This window comes from Bacteroidales bacterium, assembly GCA_035299085.1.
Lineage (GTDB): Bacteria > Bacteroidota > Bacteroidia > Bacteroidales > UBA10428 > UBA5072.
Genome location: DATGXG010000036.1, coordinates 114,537 through 133,674, shown reverse-complemented (window position 1 = coordinate 133,674; position 19,138 = coordinate 114,537). Strand labels below are relative to the sequence as shown.

Sequence of the window (19,138 nt, the reverse complement as noted above, 5' to 3'; positions counted from 1 at the left end):
CAGTCATGACATTGTCAGGTGCAATTTACAACGGAAAAACCAAAATAAAGAACATAATTTTCGACTGGGGAGGAGTGATCACCGATCTTCACTTCGACAGGGCCAAAAAGGCGTTTATCGATCTCGGACTTCATATCTTTGATGAATCGGTTCCGCATGACCCCAACGACGACCTGTTTATTCCTTTTGAAGTGGGTAAAATCACTCCGCAGCAATTTCGTGACAGGGTCAAGACTATGACTTCCAATACGGTTACTGATGAAATGATTGATAATGCCTGGAATTCACTTCTTGGTGAATTGCCGGAAGTACGGTGGAATATTCTGCAGGAGGTTCGCAAAAATTACCGCACTTTCCTGCTTAGCAATACAAACGGCATTCATCTCCCTTTCTATTCGAAATATATTAAGGATAAATATGGCGTTGATGGGTATGAATCCGTATTTGAAAAAACATATTATTCCTATGAGCTTCAACTGAGAAAACCCAACGCCGATATTTTTAACTACCTGATAAAAGATGCCGGTATCCATCCTGCCGAAAGCCTGTTTATTGACGATTTTATTGAAAATATCGATACGGCAAGGTTACTGGGTTTTCATACCATACAGATGAAAAAGCCGCTGTCACTCACCGATGTTTTCATTTCCTGATTCCCCAACCGGGTGATTGATATCACATAACATTTTCTTTGAATTGCCGTTTATTGTACAGACGGCCAAATTGGTCGTCTCTAAAACTAAATCAGGGCAATTATGAAGAAGTTTTTCCTTGTAAGCACGTTGCTGGCTGCAATTCTTGTTCATGCCACCGGTCAGTCACCTGTCAAAGCCGTAATCCATTTGAAAGACGGAAAGTTTATCGAAGCGTATCATTTCGGAAAGCTGAAATGTGAATCGAATGCTTACGCCTCCAATTTCACCACACTGAAAGGCAAGTATAACGGCAATCATACAGAAATAAACGATTATAAGGATATCAGCAAACTGGAACTTTCAGGATTCACTGCCACCCCGGTTCCTTCAAAGGGAAATCAGAAAGGAACAATAACCGTTACAAAAAAGAACGGTGTAGTGGCAAAACTGGATGAGGCTGAGCTGGTGATGAGCTGCTATAACCCTGCCGATAAATACAATGAAATCCATGTGCAGGTTATCAATCCGCTCAATAATGAGAAGGCTGACATTGCCATTGCCATGAAAGACATTATTTCAATTACCTTCTGATCAGCCCTGCGGTTCTGTCCAGTCGCCGTTAGTTTTAATAAGGCTGATCAGCTCATCTACGGCATTTTCTTCAGGAATTGCCCTTTTGATAATTTCCCTTGCCTTATACAGGGTAATCTTTCCTTTGCCTGCGCCCACATAACCATAATCGGCATCGGCCATTTCGCCGGGACCATTGACTATACATCCCATGACCCCTATTTTCAGGCCCTTCAGATGGGATGTGGCCTTCTTAATACGGCCCACCGTTTCAATAAGATTGAAATTTGTACGGCCGCATGACGGGCATGAAATGTATTCCGTTCTGGACATCCTGGTCCTGCAGGCCTGAAGGATACCAAAAGCAACCGAATGTATAAATTCTTTTTCGAAAGGATATGCATTCTCTAACCAGATCCCGTCACCGAAACCGTCGATGAATGCTCCCCCCAGGCAAACTGCGCTTCTGATCATAAAGTCGTCAGTCGATTTTTCTTTTAACTCCAGCTTGAATATAACAGGAAGATCATTGTTCATTTGTTCAAGCAGAAGCCTGAGACCGCAAAGATCAGCATATGCATTTTCGCGATCTGCTTTGTATACAAGGACTTTTTTATCATTTCCCGGTTCTCTTGTTTTCAGCGCATTTTCAATGGTATCCTTCGTTACTTCCGTTAATAAAATATCACCGGGAATTATATCTGATTCAACAACAACCGGAACCTGCCCTCCCCCGATATTCCCAACTTTCCTGGTTATCCTTTTCTGAAACTCATACCGTCTCACTTTCTTACTACTCTCTTCTCCCTGTCTCGTCTGATTTTCTCCCCTTCTCCCACTCTCCCCTTCTCCCACTCTCGCACTCTCCACAATCTTCCTCGCTACCGGAATCTCCTCCTCCGGTTCCTCGGTAAGTGAAACCCGGATTGTATCCCCTATCCCTTCGGCAAGCAACGTTCCGATTCCCACGGCCGACTTGATTCTTCCGTCTTCACCTTCCCCGGCCTCAGTTACACCCAGGTGCAGTGGGAAATGCATATCTTCTTTATCCATTCTTTCGGTTATCAGCCTGGTTGCATAAATCATTACCCTTACATTACTGGATTTCATCGATACCACCACCTGGTCAAAATTCTCCTGCCTGCATATCCGCAGAAATTCCATGGCTGATTCTGCCATGCCTTCGGGACAGTCGCCATATTTGTCCATTATCCGCTCTGACAGCGAACCGTGATTCACTCCGATGCGGATGGCCACCTTGTTTTCCAGGCATTTTCTTACAAGCTCGACAAATTTCTGAATATCCTTAAAGTTGCCCGGATTGACCCGCACTTTGTCTGCCGTTTCACAAACCTTCAGTGCTATATCGGGATTGAAATGTACATCAGCTATCAATGGAGTATTGTAACCCGAATTCCTCAACTGCCTTTTAATTTCGGCAAAGGCATCTGCGTCAGACAATGAAGGAACAGTAAATCGCACATACTCTCCGCCGGCGTCACTGATCCTTTTGCATTGGGCCACACTGGCTGTAAAATCATTGGTGAGTGTATTGGCCATCGATTGTACCCTCACCGGGTATTCACGGCCCAGAGGAATATCACCTATCGTAACCACATGTGCAAACCGGCGCCTAAAAAAACAGGAATTCATAATTTTTTATAAATTGGTTTCAAAGTTAATGAATCAAGTTATACACCTGAAGATCCTTCCTATGAAAACCCTGTTAACCCTTCTGTTTATTGCAGCAAGTCTGAATTCATCGGCGCAAAATTATGAAAGAAAACATAGCTTCCAGTTAGGCTTCACATTCTCTTATCTTCCTGAAACTATTCTTTCGACCATATATGAGGCTGATTTACAATTTCATGCAAATCAATTTTATGGATTCGGATTCTCGGGGATGTATTATATAGGGGAAAAATTTGCGATGGAAACCGGAATTTCATTGTCCAGGTATACGATCGGATATGATGATATGAATAGTGACCATAGCGGAGTAATGAATACAAGTGCTACTGAATGGAAGTTAAAATCTGGTTAAATAAACGGTATTATTGTCTTTCCCAGGTAGCTCCTTCTTTGGTATCCTTTATTAGTATTCCCAGGGAGGCCAGCTGATTTCTGATTAAATCCGAAGCGGCGTAATCCTTCCTGGCCTTGGCCTCCTGCCTTTGTTGCAAAACGAGATTAATCACTCCGTCCAAAAGTGCAGCATCCCGGTCATCTCCTGAATTTTCAGGCATCAATCCCAGCAGCTCAAATACAAAAGTCTGCATGAAATTTTTAAGCGCTTCCAGGTTTTCAGCATCAATGCCGGCTTTTCCGTCATTTACCGAATTAATTATTTTCACTGCTTCAAACAGGTAACCCAGCACAATGGGGGTATTCAAATCATCGCTTAATGCCGTGTAGGCATTATCAATTAAAGTATCAACGTCAACAGTCGATGATCCCGATGGCTTCAGTTTTGCCAGGACATCCATGGCCTTCATCAGTCGGCCCAAACCTTGTTCGGCAGCCTTTAGTGCTTCGTTTGAAAAATCAACCTGGCTCGAATAATGGGCCTGGAGCATGTAAAAGCGGATTGTCATGGGTGAAAACGCTTTCTCAAGCAGAGGATGACCTCCGGTAAACATTTCTTCAAGGGTAATGAAGTTATTTTTTGACCGGGCCATTTTCTGACCGTTAATCGTGATCATGTTGTTGTGCACCCAGTACCGTACATGCGGTTTTCCGGTTACCACGGTAGATTGTGCAAGCTCGCATTCATGATGCGGGAAGATAAGATCCATTCCTCCTCCGTGAATATCAAATTCTTCTCCCAGGTATTTCATGCCCATGGCTGAACACTCAAGGTGCCATCCCGGGAAACCTTCGCTCCATACTGACGGCCAGTGCATGAGGTGCGAGGGCTCGGCCTTTTTCCAGAGTGCAAAATCAAGCGGGTTCCGCTTTTCACTTTGTCCCTCCAGTTCGCGTGTGTTACTGAGCATTTCATCAAGATTTCTGCCGGATAATTTGCCGTAACCATATTCCGCATTATACCGGTCAAGGTCGAAATACACTGAACCATTCACTTCATAGGCGAATCCCTTTTCCTGTATTTTCTTTATCAGTTCCTGCTGTTCAATAATATGCCCTGAAGCCTGCGGTTCAATGGAGGGAGGCAGAAGTCCCATTTTCTCCATATAATGATGGTAGCGGTTGGCATAATGCTGCACAACCTCCATCGGTTCAAGCTGTTCAAGCCTTGCTTTTTTCTGGATCCGGTCTTCGCCTTCGCCTGTTACTTCATCCTCAAGATGGCCTACATCGGTTATATTCCTTACATACCTCACTTTATAACCCAGGTGCTTCAGATACCTGTAAAGCACGTCAAACGTTACAGCAGGTCTGACATGGCCGAGGTGTGGATCACTGTATACTGTGGGACCGCAAACGTACATGCCTGCATAGGGAGGATTGACAGGAATAAATTTCTCCTTTTTGCGTGAAAGAGTGTTAACCAGATAAAGTTCCCGGGTCATTCGTATAGCAAACATTAAATAATCAAGGGGATAAAGATATGGAATTTTAATTATTCCATACCTCTATCCCCCTGATGACTTATATAGCCTAGGCTAAACCTGTTTTTCAGAAACTGAGGCCCAATGTAAAATGCATGTTTGGAACAGGAGTTTTCTTCCCGTTATCATTGGCATTGCCATAATAATCATCCGTTAATCCGCCATCGTCCTTGCTTAACCAACGCATTTTAACATTGCCCGGGTTGAATTCAAAGCCCATCATCAATACGGAATACCGCACATTCAAACCCACTGAATATTTTAATCCCATAAACCCGAGATAAAAATCATTCTCATCTTCGGTGTTATGAGTTGCCGGTTGCAAAGCTCCGGACACCCAAACCGGGTTAATTTTAAAATAAGTATCAAAAACAAGATGCTTTACCGGAGAGTAAGAGAAGGAAGGCCCTATTTTACTTCCTCCGTAAAAGAAATCATAGGTCTGATCATTTATTTTGAACTGGTTATAATCAATAGAAAGATAATCCACATTAATTCCTATTCTCATGCCGGGTGCAAGTTTGATTGCATTCAGCATAAAAATATTCCCGACCTCAAATAAACCCCCGACTCTTTTAGTACCATCCTGCCAATCCGATTTACCGTCCATACCGTAATATTTCCATGTAGGCATTGAATAACCCACCCGGAAGTAAGTCTGGGTTTTGAGGTTACCGTCCTGGGAAAATCCGCCAATCACGAGGGAAAACAATATCAATACAGTGCAAATTCTTTTCATGGTGCTATTTTTAATGTTTGAGATGTATACGGAGGAAATCATTTTATGTTTTTGGCATTAAGCCATATTTGTTTTAATATTGTCGGCAAAGAACCTGTTAAACCTAAATTCTGAATCGTTATGAAAGTATCTTCTGTTTTTAACTTCTTTATTTTCATCTTCTTAACACTCAGCTGCGCACAGTCACAACAGCGTACATCCTATGTTGATATTACTAATCCGGCTGACGAAAGAAAAATTGACAGTATTATAAAGCTGCTTACTATTGAAGAAAAAGTAAATATGCTTTGCGGTAATGGTCTTTTCACATCGGCAGGGATTGAACGACTTGGCATAAACGATTTACACTATACAGACGGCCCTTTTGGTATTCGTGAGGAATTAGGCAAAAAATCATGGGCTCCGTTACGGTTGACGACGGATTCGGCAACTTTTTTCCCTACGGGTTCAGCATTAGCCGCGACCTGGAATCCTGATATGGCATATGCATATGGGGTTGCTATGGGCGAAGAAGCAAGGACAAGAGGTAAAGACGTTTTACTCGGACCTGCAGTGAATATTACACGTACTCCTCTAAACGGCCGCACTTATGAATATATGAGCGAGGATCCCTGGTTGAATTCCAGGCTGGCTGTGGGTTATGTAAAAGGAGTACAGTCAACAGGCGTCGCCTCCTGTGTAAAGCACTTTGCTGTAAATAACCAGGAAACGAACCGTGGCCGTGTTAATGTATTGATTGATGAACGGGCCTTGCAGGAAATTTATCTGCCGGCATTCAAAGCATCTGTCACCGAAGGAGGTTCCTACAGCGTTATGGCGGCCTATAATAAATTACGGGGCGATTATTGTGCTGAGAACGATTACCTTCTGAATAAGGTATTGCGCGATGAATGGAACTTTAAAGGAATGGTGATTTCCGACTGGGGAGGTACCCATAGTACTGTTAAATCAGCTCTTAACGGACTTGATATAGAGATGGGAACTGAAAGGTATTTCAACAAACCTTTACTTGATTCAGTTAAAAAAGGACTTGTACCCGAAGAAGTAATCAATGAAAAAGTCAAAAGAATTCTCAGGGTTTGCCTGTTCACATCGCGGAAACCGAAAGTTACCGATAGTCTTGTCTCCACACCCGAACATAACAGGGTGGCTTATGATGTGGCCGCTCAGAGTATTGTTCTCCTCAAAAACACAAAGGAAATTCTGCCTTTAGACCCGGCTAAATTAAAAAGTATCGCCGTTATCGGTGAAACTGCTGTCTCAAAGAACGCACTGGGTGGTTTTGGTGCCGGAGTGAAAGCCCGTTACGAAATTACACCGCTCGAAGGATTAAAGGACCGCCTGGGGCCTGATGTAAAAATTAATTATGTTCAGGGTTACCAATCTAAATTTGTGCGCCGGTTTGTTCCCGACAATACTCCCAATGAAAAACTGCTGGCAGAGGCTGTTAATGCTGCTTCAAAGGCTGATATGACTATTCTTTTTGTTGGCAACAACCGCGAAGTTGAAACTGAAAGCTTTGACCGACTGTCCATGAATCTTCCGTTTGGCCAGGATTCACTTATTAAGGCCGTTTGTATGGCTAACCGCAATACGATAGTTGTTGTAGTGGCTGGGGCACCGGTTGATATGAGAACTGCAGAAGCAACTGCAAGTACGATTTTATGGTCATGGTTTAATGGCTCACAGGCAGGATATGCTCTTGCTGATGTTATTCTTGGTAAAGTCAACCCTTCAGGTAGACTACCGTTTACCATTCCTGAAAAACTTGCTGATTCTCCTGCTCATGCATTGGGTGCTTTCCCGGGAAATGACTCATTGAGGTACTCCGAAGGAATCCTTGTAGGTTACAGGTGGTTTGACAATAAAAACATTAGTCCTCTGTATCCCTTTGGTTTTGGACTGTCTTATACCAATTTCAATTATAACAACCTTAAAGTTGAAAACCAGAAGGCCGGGAAGAATGATACCATTCGGGTTTCGCTAAAAATTAAAAATACAGGAAAAATGGATGGGTTCGAAACAGCGCAAATCTACGTTTCACATAATGATGCCACTGTTTTGCAACCTGTACGTGAATTAAAAGCATTTAAAAAAGTACCGGTTCCAAAAAATACAGAGGTTACGGTTTCATTTAAGATCCCTGTATCACAACTTGCCTGGTACAATGAGGCTGGTCACCGTTGGTTTGTTTCACCCGGTAAATACCAGATTGCTGCCGGCTCTTCTTCGCGTGATATCCGAAAGGTTACTGAAATCGAAATTAAATAGTACGCGGATTCTATAATCATTCTTCGGTATTCGGTTTAGTCTGTTAGTCTGTAGTCTGTTAGTATTTAAGTAATAAGGTATTAAGGCCTAAGAAATTCTTCTTAAATCCAGTTACCAGTCACCAGTTACCAGTCACCGATTACTGATCCCTGATTTACTCAATCGCCACCAACTCCTTCATCTCCGGAAATTTCTTCCGGATGGCCTGTTCTATGCCGGCTCTCAGCGTCATCATGCTGAAAGGACAACCATCACATGCACCCATTAACCTGACTTTTACAGTATTATCGGGTTCAAGGTCTACAAGTTCCACATTTCCACCGTCAGCTTTGAGGTAAGGCCTTATTTCTTCAATGGCTGTATTGATGTTGCTCAGAATATTTTCACGATTTGTTTCCATAACCGGGTTATTTATGGTTGATGTTAGCTCTTGTTTTAGTGATTTCAACAACTTTTGTAGGGTCCATATTGGAATTCCTTTTAATTAGCTGAAGGGTAAGGTTATCTGCTATTGTTTTGAATGCCTCGCTTGCAGGTCCTTTTTTTCCGACAATCGGTTCGCCGGCATCGCTGCCTTCCCGTATTCCCTGTATAAGCGGTATCTGGCCAAGCAGGGGAATCCCGAACTGTGAAGCCAGTTTACTGCAGCCTTCTTTACCGAAAATATAATACCGGTTTTCGGGTAATTCTTCCGGGGTGAACCAGGCCATATTTTCAATTAAACCCAGTACCGGAACGTTGACAGCAGGATTCCGAAACATGTTGATTCCTTTTACCACATCAGCAAGGGCAACATCCTGGGGAGTGCTTACAATAACTGCGCCTGTTACAGGAACACTTTGAACCAGGGTGAGATGAATATCACTTGTTCCCGGCGGAAGATCGATAAACATATAATCAAGCGGTCCCCATTCGGCATCTCCGAGCAACTGCTGGAAAGCTCCGGAAGCCATCGGCCCCCGCCATATCGTTGCTTCGTCAGGGTTGACAAAGAAACCCATGGATAAGGCTTTTACACCGAACCGCTCAATCGGTACAATCAGATCCTTACCATTTACTTTATTCACATAAGGATTTACATATTCGGCATTAAGCATCTTGGGAATTGAAGGACCGAAAATGTCGGCATCAATGAGTCCCACTTTTGCCCCTGTCTGAGCAAACATTACAGCCAGGTTGACTGCAACAGTCGATTTTCCTACCCCACCTTTACCTGATGCGATGGCTATTATATTCCTTGTGTCCTTAAGATACTTTCTTGGCTCAGGCGCCTGAACCGGAGGTGACTTAAGTTCCACATCAACAGTAACATCACTTCCGAAAGTGTCCTGCAGTATTTTGGTACATGCTCTTTTAATCGATGATTTCAACGGGTCATTTCCGCTGGGAAATTCAAGAGTAAAATTTATAGATTGATCGCTTACTGACAGATCATTCACAAGGTGCATGGTGATAATATCTTTACCTGCAGCAGGGTGAACGACTTTCCGTAAGGTTTGCAGTACCTGGTTTTCTGTGAAATTCATTATGACAACCTTAATTATTAGTAAGGCTGTAAAATTACTACTCTTTCAATTAATTCCTTAATTATTTAGAATAATTCTTTATAAGGATCCCAAAAATGCTTTCTGAAGTTTACTATCCTGTCGTTCTGAACTTCAATCCCTTCGCTTTCCAGCAATTCCTGCATGAGGTCAGGATGCCTGAAGTGATGTTTTCCGGAAAGCATACCATTCCGGTTTACGACCCGGTGAGCCGGGATACCTGCATCGTCATGTGAAGCATTCATGGCCCAGCCAACCATGCGCGATGATTGCGGTGAACCTATATATTTGGCTATGGCACCGTAAGATGTAACCCGTCCGGGCGGAATCAGGCGGACAATATCATAAACCCTTGTGAAAAAGCTGTCATCCTTCGGGCTTATCGTCTTCCGGTTCGAGGATTTCTTTTCCATGGGGTAATTCAAAACAGAGATAATTAATTTTCATTCCCTGTGAAAGAAACTGGCGTTCATAAAAGGTCTGGATTTCAACTGCTGTTCCCTCAATGCCCGAGGAATAGAGATCGGTTGTACTGAATCTGATTGTAAAACCGTTCAGAACTGCTAAGTCATATGTGTACCCGTACAATACATCATTATCGGTCTTCAGATGGACAAGTCCGTTGTTCCTTAGAAAAAGTGAATAACGCGATAAAAAACCCGGTGAAGTAAGTCTTTTTCTTTTCTTCTTTAACTGGGGATCGGGAAAGGTAATCCAGATTTCATCAACCTCATCAGGAGCAAAAAAGGAATTGATCATTTCGATATGAGTTCTGAGAAACCGGGTATTTTTTACACCTTCATCCACTGCAGTTTTTGCGCCCCGCCACATTCTTGATCCTTTTATATCGATACCGATGAAGTTCTTTTCAGCATGTCTTCTGGCAAGTCCGACTGTATATTCACCTTTACCACAGCCCAGTTCAAGGATCAGCGGGTTCGGATTGAGGAACTCTGAGCCAGCCCAGTTGCCTTTCAGACGGTGTTGTTTCCCAAAAACCTCGTCAAACGCAGGCTGGATGACATTCGGAAATGTTTCCATCTCAGCAAAGCGCTGCATTTTCTTCTTCATAAACTGGTAGTGCCTGAATTATTTCTTTTTGCTTACTTTCTCAATCCTCAAACCGACATCGCTGATGTGCTTCAGATCTTTGATCCACATAGCCTGTTCGATCCGGAACTGATAAATGCCGCGAAGCGGAAACCGTATATGTTCGCGAAAAGGATAGTATAATGTATAAATCGATGCTGATCCTTTGCCAAGCCATTTACCACGGGCATCGGCCAGTGTAATTTCAGTGGTATCCCTTGACTGCACACCATTGGGCGAAACCGCCGTTATAAAAACATACAGGTTGCTGTATTCATACTGTCCGGTATTACGGATGGCCAGGTATACGTTCTGTAAGGAAACGGTATCTTCAATGTTTACATTGAAGTTAATCACATCGGAATTATCCCATGATTTGCCGTCAATGCTGACAAATTGTTCATAAACCCTCTGCTTATCGCATGAAAAACTCAGCAACACAAGGGCGAATATTATACTGAGCTTAATCTTCATCTTCTGTGTTTATTATGATGATGCCTTTTCTTATTCTGAGGCTTGCCGCCGCTACCGGGCTTGTCCTCAAACCGGGTTAACAGCTTTTCATCAACGGCATTTTTATACTGGTAATCAATTATTGGGGCAATATTGCTATTCTCAACGCTTTCAAGCTTCTTGACCTTTTCCCCGCGCCTGTTTTTCTCCTGAATTTCCTTCACGTGATCAACCGAAAGACATATGATCTCGGCAGGCATATCCCTTTTCGATGAATACCACATAAGCCTTTTGAATACATCGGTTTTTTGATGGAAAACCGGTCCCTGTTCGGTTTCAAGAGGAACAGATGTATTCGGAAAATCCTGCTGGGCGTCCAGGTAACAGGCCAGCTCATAATTCAGGCAGCATTTAAGTTTGCCACACTGGCCCGCAAGCTTTTGAGGATTCAGTGAAACTTCCTGGTAACGTGCCGCATTGGTAGTAACCGAAACGAAACTGGTGATCCAAGTCGAACAGCATAATTCCCTGCCGCATGACCCGATGCCACCGATCCTTCCGGCTTCCTGGCGGGCACCGATCTGTTTCATTTCAATTCTTACCTTTAACTGTTCGGCAAGCACTTTGATGAGCTCCCTGAAATCCACCCTGTCATCGGCAATATAATAGAATATGGCTTTAGTACCGTCGCCCTGGTATTCCACATCCCCTATCTTCATATCAAGTTTCAGATCCAGCGCAATTTTACGCGATTTGATCATTGTGGAAAACTCAAGTGCCATCGATTCATTCCACTTATCGATGTCTGCCGGTTTTGCCTTCCTGTATATCTTCCTGAATTCAGTACCCTCAACAGGTATGTTGTTCCTTTCAAGTTGCAGCCTCACCAGTGCCCCGGTAAGTGAAACGATTCCGATATCATGTCCTGGAGAAGCCTCCACTGCTACTATATCGCCTTTTTTTAACTTCAGATCATTAACATTTTTGAAATAGGCTTTTCTTGTGTTCTTAAACCTGACTTCAATAATATCGCAATTCTGATAAGCTTCGGGAATATCTTCAAGCCAGTTGAATGTATCCAGTTTATTACCTCCGATATCGAGGCATGTGACTGATTCAGTGGCGTCTTTAACTAATTTATGGCATCCACGGCCATTACAACCGTTGGTCATTACTTGTCATATTAATAGAACTGAAAGGCAAATGTAAAAAATTAATTGTAAGGCAGGAATTTATTGGTGTTAATTACTCATTATTTAGAAGGTATCGTCCACGAAGTTTCCATGTCCCAGTTTGATCGTAATTCCTGCGGTGATGCTGCAATATATACCTTTTCAGGCTGAATATGCTTCAGGTAATTCCCTGTATCCCATTGGCCATTGTCATTCCTGTCATATATGGCCTTGAAGCCATATTTCCCTGGAGGCATGAAGTCAAATGTGATCAATCCGTCATGCCGGGCAACAGCGGTGCGGACCACATATCCTTTTTCATTGGTTACCTGAACAATTATGGGATAAACCGAACTACTCAAAGTAAGCAATATATTGCCGTAGTAATCAACCGATTGGGTTGAAAAGCTGATATCGGTTGAGTCATTCGTGAATCCGTAAATGTCTCTGATGCTGCCCGGCTTTAGTAATATTTTGTACTGGGTTGATTCATCCCAGCGATTGGTAATTTTTACTTTCCTGAGGCCTTCCTTTTCGATCTTAAAATCAGTCGCGACAAAAACTGTATCCGATTTTTTCAAAAAAACGATACTGTCTGGTTGAATCGACTCAACCGGCGTAGATGACAAAATTCTCAGCGGACTGTTCAGATCATGTGTACTTCTGCCTGAAAGAAGAGCATTGAGGATCAGGGTTTTTGCATTTTCTTCTTTTTCATTATCCCGGTTTCGTCTTCTGCCTCCTCTTTCTCCTTTTTCGCCTGCTGATTTACGAAGCTTTATCGTGTCTGATCTGGAGTAAAGGCTTCCGGTCGAATCCGTTGTAGTGTAAGTAAGCCTGAGAAGAAACGTATCCATCCGGGCCGTTACTGTATCTTTTACCCAGAAATCAATAGTATCTCCTGTTACAGAAGGTTCAGGAATGATCCAGTCCCTTGATGCTCTGAAATTGAGAGGCTGAATCTGAAGGCTGTCGAACAAAGGCCGGTTAAAGCTGAACATAAATTTATTCTCCAATTTTCTCTCGCGGGCCGTTATGAAAACTTTGCTGTTTTCTTCAATAAATGAGTTCAGAGTAATACTTACTGCATTAAGCACTTTACCGGGTGCTATAATTGTATCGGCACGAGTGGTGTCCTGTTTGTTCTTCCTGAGAGGTTTTTCGACATCGGTTATAATTTTAACCGTGTCCTTTATAAAGGTTTCTCTGTGAACGTTTGATGAATTTATAACCAGGAATGAATCCAGGAAAGCAATGTTTTCAATTCCCGGATCGTACATCAGGTTATTATTGGCATCCTGTAAGGCAATCACCCTGAATGTATCCGGATGAATATTATTTACGGCAAACAAGCCATTTTCATTAGCCCTGCCGTAGTATTTGGGAATTTCTATCAAAGGAGCCGAATCTGAAAGATTTTCATATAACATCACAAGCATCTGTACATCTTTGCCCGCCTTAAGGGTAAAAGCATCTGTGACTGTTCCGGTAACTGAGAGAGAATCAATACTGCTCCCGGTTGATACAACATATTCGAAATCGGGAAGAAGGTTACCTTCATTCAAATCAGATAATGATTTTCCGAAATTAAGAGTATACGTCGATTGTGGTTGTAATTCTTCATTGAAGGTAACCCGGATGGACTTATCCCTTACCCTGATCAGCGGTTTTTCCTTCATAGGAGGTGATACAAGGATTTCCTTATTCTGATCTTTCAGCTGGATGAACTCGTTGAATTCAATATCAACCTGATCGCCTGAAAAATTCACTGAATGGTTGGGTGGGTTACTCCCTATGAACTCAGGTGGATAAACATCCTTCGGACCACCGGTCGGTTGTCCTATTTTAGCACATCCCTGAAAAAGTAAAACAAGTATGGCTGTTATGACTAAACTGTTTCGCATGGTATCGTCAAGAGCACAAATATAAACAACAAAAACATTGCCTTATAGGTAGTTTTGCTAGATTTGCATATTAAATTAAATACCAATATGTCTTTAAACTATGTGATCTGGAATGTAACTCCTCAGATTGTTGACTTTGGCAAATTTGAGGTAAGGTATTACAGCCTTCTTTTTGCTCTTGGTTTTGTTTTAGGATACATAATCCTTCTGCGGATTTTCAAGAAACAGGGATTGACAGTTGAATTACTCGACAGGCTTACAGTTTACATGGTTTTAAGTACAATTATCGGTGCCCGGTTGGGCCATTGTCTTTTTTATGAATTCGACTATTACATACATCATCCCCTTGAAATAATCCTGCCCTGGAGAGGTACAATAGGTGACGATTTTGAATTTACCGGATTCCAGGGACTGGCCAGTCACGGCGCTGCTATAGGCATCCTCATCGGTATTTACCTGTTCTCCAGAAAAACAAAATCGGCTTACCTCTGGACAATGGACATGATCGTTATTGTTACTGCACTTGCGGGATGCTGTATCCGTACAGGTAACCTGATGAATTCGGAAATATATGGAAACCCCACCAAAACAGCACATGGTTTTGTATTTACAAACGACCTGTCAAGAGTTCTCATGCACCGGTATGAAGGCACCATCGATAATGTGTCGTTCACTAAGTCAGATTCCTTAAACTTTCCGGCTACAAAGGGTGTTCCACTCCTTGTGAATATTGAATTCTCCAAAAAAGTTAAAGACGTCGCAAGGGTTGAGAAATTTGGCAAATACCAGCTTGCAGAAGACATGAAACGGTTTAATTATGATAACAACGTTTTCCTGATTAACGGCGATTCCGTTAATTATAAGGTCGAAAACCGTGACCGGAAATTATGGCTTACGGCAACTATCGGCGGATTACCCAGGTATCCGACCCAAATTTATGAAGCGGTCAGCTATCTTCTGATTTTTTTCATCCTGTTAGGCATATTTTATGCTCTTGGAAACAAAAGAAAAGATGGATTTATTTTCGGGGTATTCCTCGTTCTGTTATTCACAGCCCGGTTCTTAATTGAATTTATCAAGCAGAACCAGGAAAACTTTGAAGATGCTATGGCGATTAATATGGGACAGTTGTTAAGCATACCCTTTGTTATGGCAGGCATAGCATTAATTATATGGAAATGGCCTAAATCAAAGGAAGCAGCATGAGTCATGATCATCACCATCATCACCACCATCACGATAATGTAAGTGCAGGTAACGATCTGCAAAAAAGAAAGCTAATCTGGTCAACTGTGCTAAACCTCGTTATTTCAGTGGCTGAAATAATCGGGGGAATTGTTTCAAACAGCCTTGCCCTTGTTTCAGATGCGCTGCATAACCTGGGAGACACTTCCGCGTTATTCATTGCTTACCTGGCCACCCTGATCAGCCATAAAAATAACAGTGAAAAAAAGACTTTCGGCTATAAGCGGATTGAGATCCTTGCCGCCCTGCTCAATGCCATTATCCTCGCAGTCATTATTGTTTACCTTTTTATTGAAGCGGTACGTCGTATCGGGCACCCCGAGCCCATAAAAGGTTTAATCATGTTCGTGGTGGCCGTTATTGGTTTCTTTGCAAACCTGATCTCGGTGATGCTCTTACGAAAAAACGCCCGCACAAGTATTAACATTAAAGCAGCTTACCTGCACCTTCTTGGTGATACGGTTTCATCAGTAGTTGTAATAGTTTGCGCCATTCTTATCTACTTTTTTAAAGTGTACTGGATTGACCCGGTTGTTACTTTTCTTCTGGGCATCTATCTTTTAAGGGAGACCTTTCTTATTGTTAAAGAAAGCGTGGACATCCTGATGCAGTCAACCCCTCATGGCCTTGATCTGAATGAAGTGAAATCCGCACTTGAATCCATACCTGAAATCGATAATATTCACCATGTACATGCCTGGAACCTGAATGACCAGGATATTCAGTTTGAATGTCATATCGACCTCAGATCAGACCTCAGGGTAAGCGAAACCGAAATGCTTCAGCACCAGGTTAGAAAAATTCTGTTGAACAAATTTAAAATCGATCATGTTACTGTTCAGTATGAGTATAACTGTTGTGAAGATAAAAATATGATTCACAGCAGATAACTAATCACTATTTCACTATGGAACAAATAAAAGTAAAAGTCGGCGGAATGAATTGCAATCATTGCAAAATCAATGTTGAAAACGGACTCAAAAGGATTTCTGGAATTGACACCGCCATTGCTGATATTATTAACGGCGAAGTAACCATTAAGGGTGACCAGATTGAACTGGGTAAAGTTCAGAATGCGATTGAAGATCTGGGCTACTTTTATGACGGCATTCTTGCCAGATGACACACTCCTGTCTTCATTAAAGTGCCTAATTGATAACAAAATAAGTATTATGCCTGCATTAGTACTTTTTTGTATATTTGAAGCACTGAAATAAGAAGAAATCACATTTAAAAATTACAATTAATGTATAAAATAGTATTGTTACGGCACGGTGAAAGCACCTGGAACAAGGAAAACCGTTTTACAGGCTGGACTGATGTGGACCTGAGCGAAAAAGGAATGGAAGAGGCCAAAAATGCCGGCAAGGTTATGAAAGAAGCCGGTTATGAATTCGATGTAGCCTATGTTTCCGTTTTGAAAAGAGCGTTACGGACATTGTGGCTTGCCCTTGAAGAAATGGATTTGCTTTGGATTCCCTGGATTAAAACATGGCGTCTTAACGAGAGACATTATGGGGCCCTGCAGGGCTTAAATAAGGCCGAAACTGCCGCTCTTCACGGAGAAGAAAAAGTTAAAATATGGAGGCGTAGTTATGATGTTCCTCCTCCCGCACTCGAGAAAACAGACCCCCGTTACCCGGGAAATCTTCCTGCTTATAAAAATCTTCCTGCGAAGGATATTCCTACAACTGAATGTCTGAAAGATACAGTTGACAGATTCCTGCCCTATTGGCACGAAACCATCGTTCCTGCTGTTAAATCAGGTAAGAAAGTATTGATTGCCGCTCACGGAAACAGTCTGAGAGCCCTTGTAAAATACCTCGATAACATGACTGAAGATGCCATTATCGAATTAAACATTCCTACAGGTACTCCTCTCGTTTATGAGCTCGACAACGATCTGAAACCGATAAGGCATTATTACCTCGGCGACCAGGATGCCATTAAGAAAGCAATGGATTCCGTTGCCAACCAGGGAAAAGCAAAATAATATTTCGGAACTTTCAAAAGGGCGCAGGTTTCTGCGCCTTTTTTGTTTTTAACCGTTTACCGGTCTTATTCCGTCGTTCACCGATTTGTTTTATGCCAGACTATCAATTCTTTTTACATTTGATTGAAATTACTATTTCGGAGGAATAAAAATGGAACCAAGAATAAGTGAACAAAGACATCGCGATCACCGATTGTTGCTTGGAGTGGCCATCATTGTGGCAGGCTTATTGTTTCTTGCCAATGCTTTTGGCTTTCTCGACTATGATATCAGACGCTATATTTTCCGTTGGGAAGTTGTATTGATGGTGCTTGGCGTAGTGTTTATGGCAGGTCACGGACGCCGTTCAACCGGCGTTGTTTTATTCGTGATTGGCGGCCTGCTTTACCTGCGTGATTTTTTTGATTTTAATTTTAATTTCTGGCAAATCTTCTGGCCGGTTATTATGATTACGGCAGGTCTTATGATCATCCTGAGGCATAGGCTTGATGGCGATTACCGACGTCACGGCGAAAGAATTCTCACAGGAGATGACCATATTGATGAAATAGCCCTCTTTGGCGGCGGCGACCGGATTGTAACATCACAGCAATTTCAGGGCGGTAAAGTAACCACTGTATTTGGCGGTCTCAACTATAATATGCTTAAGGCTAAGCTGGCCCCCGGTGAAAACGTAATCGACGTGTTCTGCCTGTTTGGAGGGATGAAACTGATTGTTCCTGAAGGATGGACAGTGAAAATTCGTGTCATGTCATTCTTTGGCGGTTTCAGTGACAAACACCGATTCAGGGTTCCTGAGACAACAACTGAAAACGGATCGACTTTAATCATCAGGGGAACCGTTTTCTTTGGCGGTGGTGAAATAAAGAGCTATTTTGACTGATCTTTATTGAAAAGGGATGCAAAACCCCATATTAAGCAGTAGCAGGACATTTTATTATTATGCGGGAATATGGATCATCATCATGTTCCTGCATTCTTTTCTGCTTTTATTTTCGGGCAGGGTGGAAGTAATCACCGCTCTTACGGATTCAGTTCTGGCCAATCTACTCTTTGCTGCAATCGGACTGGGGTTGTGGTTCCCCATTTTCTTCAGCCGTTCGGAGGATGAACAGCTTCTAAGCACACTCATTAATAATATCGTAGGAGGCATAGTGGCTATCAGTTTTTGGCTCGGCATCAGTTATTTCATACTGGTTTCACTGTTTCACAATAACATCCCTTATATCGAATTTCTCAGAAACTCCGTTCCGTGGCGTGCAGGTATAGGTCTTCTTTATTATGAAGTAATGATTCTTGTGTATTTCCTGATGATCTATTACAGGAATAACAAGGAAAACCAATTGAAAGAAGCTGAACTTAAAGCACTTGTCAAGGAATCAGAGCTGAAATCGCTTAAATCACAGATAAATCCTCATTTCCTCTTTAACAGTCTCAATTCGATCAGCTCCCTTACAATGATTGAACCATCCAAAGCCCAGGAAATGATTATCAAACTTTCAGAATTCCTCAGGTACACCACCTCTCATAAAGAGGAAAAACTGACAACACTCGATGAGGAAATCGGAAATATAAACCGCTACCTGGATATTGAAAAAATCCGTTTTGGCAAACGCCTCTCCGTTAAGCAGCACGTTGAATCGGCATGCAGGAGTATGAAATTGCCAGGACTTATCCTGCAGCCTCTTCTTGAAAACGCTGTGAAGTATGGTGTTCATGAAAGCACCGATGAATCGGTTATTGAAATGAACTGCAGCTGCAATTCTTCGGCATTGAGCGTTATAATCCGGAATCAATGGGATCCGGACTTCATGTCGAACAGGGGTGAAGGAATCGGTCTTAAAAATATCCGGAGCCGCCTGAGGCTCCTGTATAACCGTGATGACCTTTTTGTAGTGAGAAAGGACAATAACAGTTTTGAAGTAAGTATTGTATTTCCTCAAATCTAATATAT

General features: G+C 42.4%; 20 protein-coding genes. 10 read left to right on the top strand and 10 right to left on the bottom strand.

Annotated elements, in window-relative coordinates; all coding sequences use genetic code 11:
* Positions 1-5 precede the first annotated feature (5 nt).
* Positions 6-653, top strand: a complete 648-nt coding sequence (locus tag VK179_11730) for an HAD family phosphatase (GenBank protein HLO59405.1) — start codon at positions 6-8, stop codon at positions 651-653.
* A 102-nt stretch (positions 654-755) separates the two neighbouring features.
* The gene (locus tag VK179_11725) at positions 756-1,226 is read left to right on the top strand and encodes a hypothetical protein (GenBank protein ID HLO59404.1); all 471 of its coding nucleotides are present in this window, start codon (positions 756-758) and stop codon (positions 1,224-1,226) included.
* Here VK179_11725 and ispG read toward each other — a convergent pair whose 3' ends face one another.
* The gene (gene ispG / locus VK179_11720; GenBank protein ID HLO59403.1) at positions 1,227-2,858 is read right to left on the bottom strand and encodes a (E)-4-hydroxy-3-methylbut-2-enyl-diphosphate synthase; all 1,632 of its coding nucleotides are present in this window, start codon (positions 2,856-2,858) and stop codon (positions 1,227-1,229) included. It lies immediately after the preceding gene.
* Between the two features lie 28 nt (positions 2,859-2,886).
* Between ispG and VK179_11715 the strand changes: the two genes are divergently transcribed.
* Entirely contained in the window at positions 2,887-3,249 is a 363-nt protein-coding gene (locus tag VK179_11715; GenBank protein ID HLO59402.1) for a hypothetical protein, read from the top strand.
* A 10-nt stretch (positions 3,250-3,259) separates the two neighbouring features.
* Here the strand turns inward: VK179_11715 and cysS are convergent, their stop codons facing one another.
* On the bottom strand, positions 3,260-4,735 hold the full coding sequence (cysS, locus tag VK179_11710) for a cysteine--tRNA ligase (GenBank protein HLO59401.1): 1,476 nt from the start codon (positions 4,733-4,735) through the stop codon (positions 3,260-3,262).
* Between the two features lie 106 nt (positions 4,736-4,841).
* Complete coding sequence (locus VK179_11705) at positions 4,842-5,513, bottom strand: hypothetical protein (GenBank protein ID HLO59400.1); 672 nt, start codon at positions 5,511-5,513, stop codon at positions 4,842-4,844.
* Between the two features lie 120 nt (positions 5,514-5,633).
* Between VK179_11705 and VK179_11700 the strand changes: the two genes are divergently transcribed.
* Positions 5,634-7,784: a glycoside hydrolase family 3 C-terminal domain-containing protein gene (locus tag VK179_11700; protein HLO59399.1), complete on the top strand. Its 2,151-nt coding sequence runs from the start codon at positions 5,634-5,636 to the stop codon at positions 7,782-7,784.
* 154 nt (positions 7,785-7,938) lie between these two features.
* On the opposite strand, the gene VK179_11695 is transcribed toward VK179_11700, so the two are convergent.
* The 7 genes from VK179_11695 to VK179_11665 all read right to left on the bottom strand — a co-directional run bounded on the left by VK179_11695 (position 7,939) and on the right by VK179_11665 (position 13,946).
* The gene (locus VK179_11695) at positions 7,939-8,184 is read right to left on the bottom strand and encodes a NifU family protein (protein ID HLO59398.1); all 246 of its coding nucleotides are present in this window, start codon (positions 8,182-8,184) and stop codon (positions 7,939-7,941) included.
* A 7-nt stretch (positions 8,185-8,191) separates the two neighbouring features.
* Positions 8,192-9,310 carry an Mrp/NBP35 family ATP-binding protein gene (locus VK179_11690; GenBank protein ID HLO59397.1) on the bottom strand — a complete coding sequence of 373 codons (1,119 nt, stop codon included), beginning with the start codon at positions 9,308-9,310 and terminating at the stop codon, positions 8,192-8,194.
* A 65-nt stretch (positions 9,311-9,375) separates the two neighbouring features.
* Positions 9,376-9,741 carry an MGMT family protein gene (locus tag VK179_11685; GenBank protein HLO59396.1) on the bottom strand — a complete coding sequence of 122 codons (366 nt, stop codon included), beginning with the start codon at positions 9,739-9,741 and terminating at the stop codon, positions 9,376-9,378.
* Positions 9,695-10,399: a tRNA (guanosine(46)-N7)-methyltransferase TrmB gene (gene trmB / locus VK179_11680; protein ID HLO59395.1), complete on the bottom strand. Its 705-nt coding sequence runs from the start codon at positions 10,397-10,399 to the stop codon at positions 9,695-9,697. The genes VK179_11685 and trmB overlap by 47 nt, the downstream gene beginning before the upstream one ends.
* Before the next feature lie 18 nt (positions 10,400-10,417).
* Complete coding sequence (locus VK179_11675; GenBank protein ID HLO59394.1) at positions 10,418-10,891, bottom strand: gliding motility lipoprotein GldH; 474 nt, start codon at positions 10,889-10,891, stop codon at positions 10,418-10,420.
* Entirely contained in the window at positions 10,888-12,042 is a 1,155-nt protein-coding gene (gene ricT / locus VK179_11670) for a regulatory iron-sulfur-containing complex subunit RicT (GenBank protein ID HLO59393.1), read from the bottom strand. The genes VK179_11675 and ricT overlap by 4 nt, the downstream gene beginning before the upstream one ends.
* A gap of 80 nt (positions 12,043-12,122) precedes the next feature.
* Positions 12,123-13,946, bottom strand: a complete 1,824-nt coding sequence (locus VK179_11665) for an Ig-like domain-containing protein (GenBank protein HLO59392.1) — start codon at positions 13,944-13,946, stop codon at positions 12,123-12,125.
* Between the two features lie 87 nt (positions 13,947-14,033).
* On the opposite strand from VK179_11665, the gene lgt reads away from it, so the two are divergent.
* From lgt to VK179_11635, 6 genes are all read left to right on the top strand, one after another.
* Positions 14,034-15,152 carry a prolipoprotein diacylglyceryl transferase gene (lgt, locus tag VK179_11660; GenBank protein ID HLO59391.1) on the top strand — a complete coding sequence of 373 codons (1,119 nt, stop codon included), beginning with the start codon at positions 14,034-14,036 and terminating at the stop codon, positions 15,150-15,152.
* On the top strand, positions 15,149-16,081 hold the full coding sequence (locus tag VK179_11655) for a cation diffusion facilitator family transporter (GenBank protein HLO59390.1): 933 nt from the start codon (positions 15,149-15,151) through the stop codon (positions 16,079-16,081). The genes lgt and VK179_11655 overlap by 4 nt, the downstream gene beginning before the upstream one ends.
* A 17-nt stretch (positions 16,082-16,098) precedes the next feature.
* Positions 16,099-16,314 carry a heavy metal-associated domain-containing protein gene (locus VK179_11650; protein HLO59389.1) on the top strand — a complete coding sequence of 72 codons (216 nt, stop codon included), beginning with the start codon at positions 16,099-16,101 and terminating at the stop codon, positions 16,312-16,314.
* A 123-nt stretch (positions 16,315-16,437) separates the two neighbouring features.
* Complete coding sequence (gene gpmA, locus VK179_11645; protein HLO59388.1) at positions 16,438-17,184, top strand: 2,3-diphosphoglycerate-dependent phosphoglycerate mutase; 747 nt, start codon at positions 16,438-16,440, stop codon at positions 17,182-17,184.
* 151 nt (positions 17,185-17,335) lie between these two features.
* Positions 17,336-18,067 (top strand): DUF5668 domain-containing protein, encoded by a 732-nt coding sequence (locus VK179_11640; protein ID HLO59387.1) that lies wholly within the window; start codon positions 17,336-17,338, stop codon positions 18,065-18,067.
* Positions 18,068-18,083: 16 nt separating this feature from the next.
* Positions 18,084-19,133 (top strand): histidine kinase, encoded by a 1,050-nt coding sequence (locus VK179_11635; GenBank protein ID HLO59386.1) that lies wholly within the window; start codon positions 18,084-18,086, stop codon positions 19,131-19,133.
* The last annotated feature ends 5 nt before the right edge of the window (positions 19,134-19,138 follow it).

What these genes read in the sequence shown, in the direction of transcription:
- VK179_11650 (HLO59389.1), top strand. Translation starts at nt 16,099, where the DNA reads ATGGAACAAATAAAAGTAAAAGTCGGCGGAATGAATTGCAATCATTGC.
- VK179_11675 (HLO59394.1), bottom strand. Translation starts at nt 10,891, where the DNA reads ATGAAGATTAAGCTCAGTATAATATTCGCCCTTGTGTTGCTGAGTTTT.
- VK179_11640 (HLO59387.1), top strand. Translation starts at nt 17,336, where the DNA reads ATGGAACCAAGAATAAGTGAACAAAGACATCGCGATCACCGATTGTTG.
- gpmA (HLO59388.1), top strand. Translation starts at nt 16,438, where the DNA reads ATGTATAAAATAGTATTGTTACGGCACGGTGAAAGCACCTGGAACAAG.
- cysS (HLO59401.1), bottom strand. Translation starts at nt 4,735, where the DNA reads ATGACCCGGGAACTTTATCTGGTTAACACTCTTTCACGCAAAAAGGAG.
- VK179_11665 (HLO59392.1), bottom strand. Translation starts at nt 13,946, where the DNA reads ATGCGAAACAGTTTAGTCATAACAGCCATACTTGTTTTACTTTTTCAG.
- VK179_11695 (HLO59398.1), bottom strand. Translation starts at nt 8,184, where the DNA reads ATGGAAACAAATCGTGAAAATATTCTGAGCAACATCAATACAGCCATT.
- VK179_11700 (HLO59399.1), top strand. Translation starts at nt 5,634, where the DNA reads ATGAAAGTATCTTCTGTTTTTAACTTCTTTATTTTCATCTTCTTAACA.
- ispG (HLO59403.1), bottom strand. Translation starts at nt 2,858, where the DNA reads ATGAATTCCTGTTTTTTTAGGCGCCGGTTTGCACATGTGGTTACGATA.
- VK179_11725 (HLO59404.1), top strand. Translation starts at nt 756, where the DNA reads ATGAAGAAGTTTTTCCTTGTAAGCACGTTGCTGGCTGCAATTCTTGTT.
- trmB (HLO59395.1), bottom strand. Translation starts at nt 10,399, where the DNA reads ATGAAGAAGAAAATGCAGCGCTTTGCTGAGATGGAAACATTTCCGAAT.
- ricT (HLO59393.1), bottom strand. Translation starts at nt 12,042, where the DNA reads ATGACCAACGGTTGTAATGGCCGTGGATGCCATAAATTAGTTAAAGAC.
- VK179_11705 (HLO59400.1), bottom strand. Translation starts at nt 5,513, where the DNA reads ATGAAAAGAATTTGCACTGTATTGATATTGTTTTCCCTCGTGATTGGC.
- VK179_11730 (HLO59405.1), top strand. Translation starts at nt 6, where the DNA reads ATGACATTGTCAGGTGCAATTTACAACGGAAAAACCAAAATAAAGAAC.
- VK179_11655 (HLO59390.1), top strand. Translation starts at nt 15,149, where the DNA reads ATGAGTCATGATCATCACCATCATCACCACCATCACGATAATGTAAGT.
- VK179_11685 (HLO59396.1), bottom strand. Translation starts at nt 9,741, where the DNA reads ATGGAAAAGAAATCCTCGAACCGGAAGACGATAAGCCCGAAGGATGAC.
- VK179_11635 (HLO59386.1), top strand. Translation starts at nt 18,084, where the DNA reads ATGCAAAACCCCATATTAAGCAGTAGCAGGACATTTTATTATTATGCG.
- VK179_11690 (HLO59397.1), bottom strand. Translation starts at nt 9,310, where the DNA reads ATGAATTTCACAGAAAACCAGGTACTGCAAACCTTACGGAAAGTCGTT.
- VK179_11715 (HLO59402.1), top strand. Translation starts at nt 2,887, where the DNA reads ATGAATCAAGTTATACACCTGAAGATCCTTCCTATGAAAACCCTGTTA.
- lgt (HLO59391.1), top strand. Translation starts at nt 14,034, where the DNA reads ATGTCTTTAAACTATGTGATCTGGAATGTAACTCCTCAGATTGTTGAC.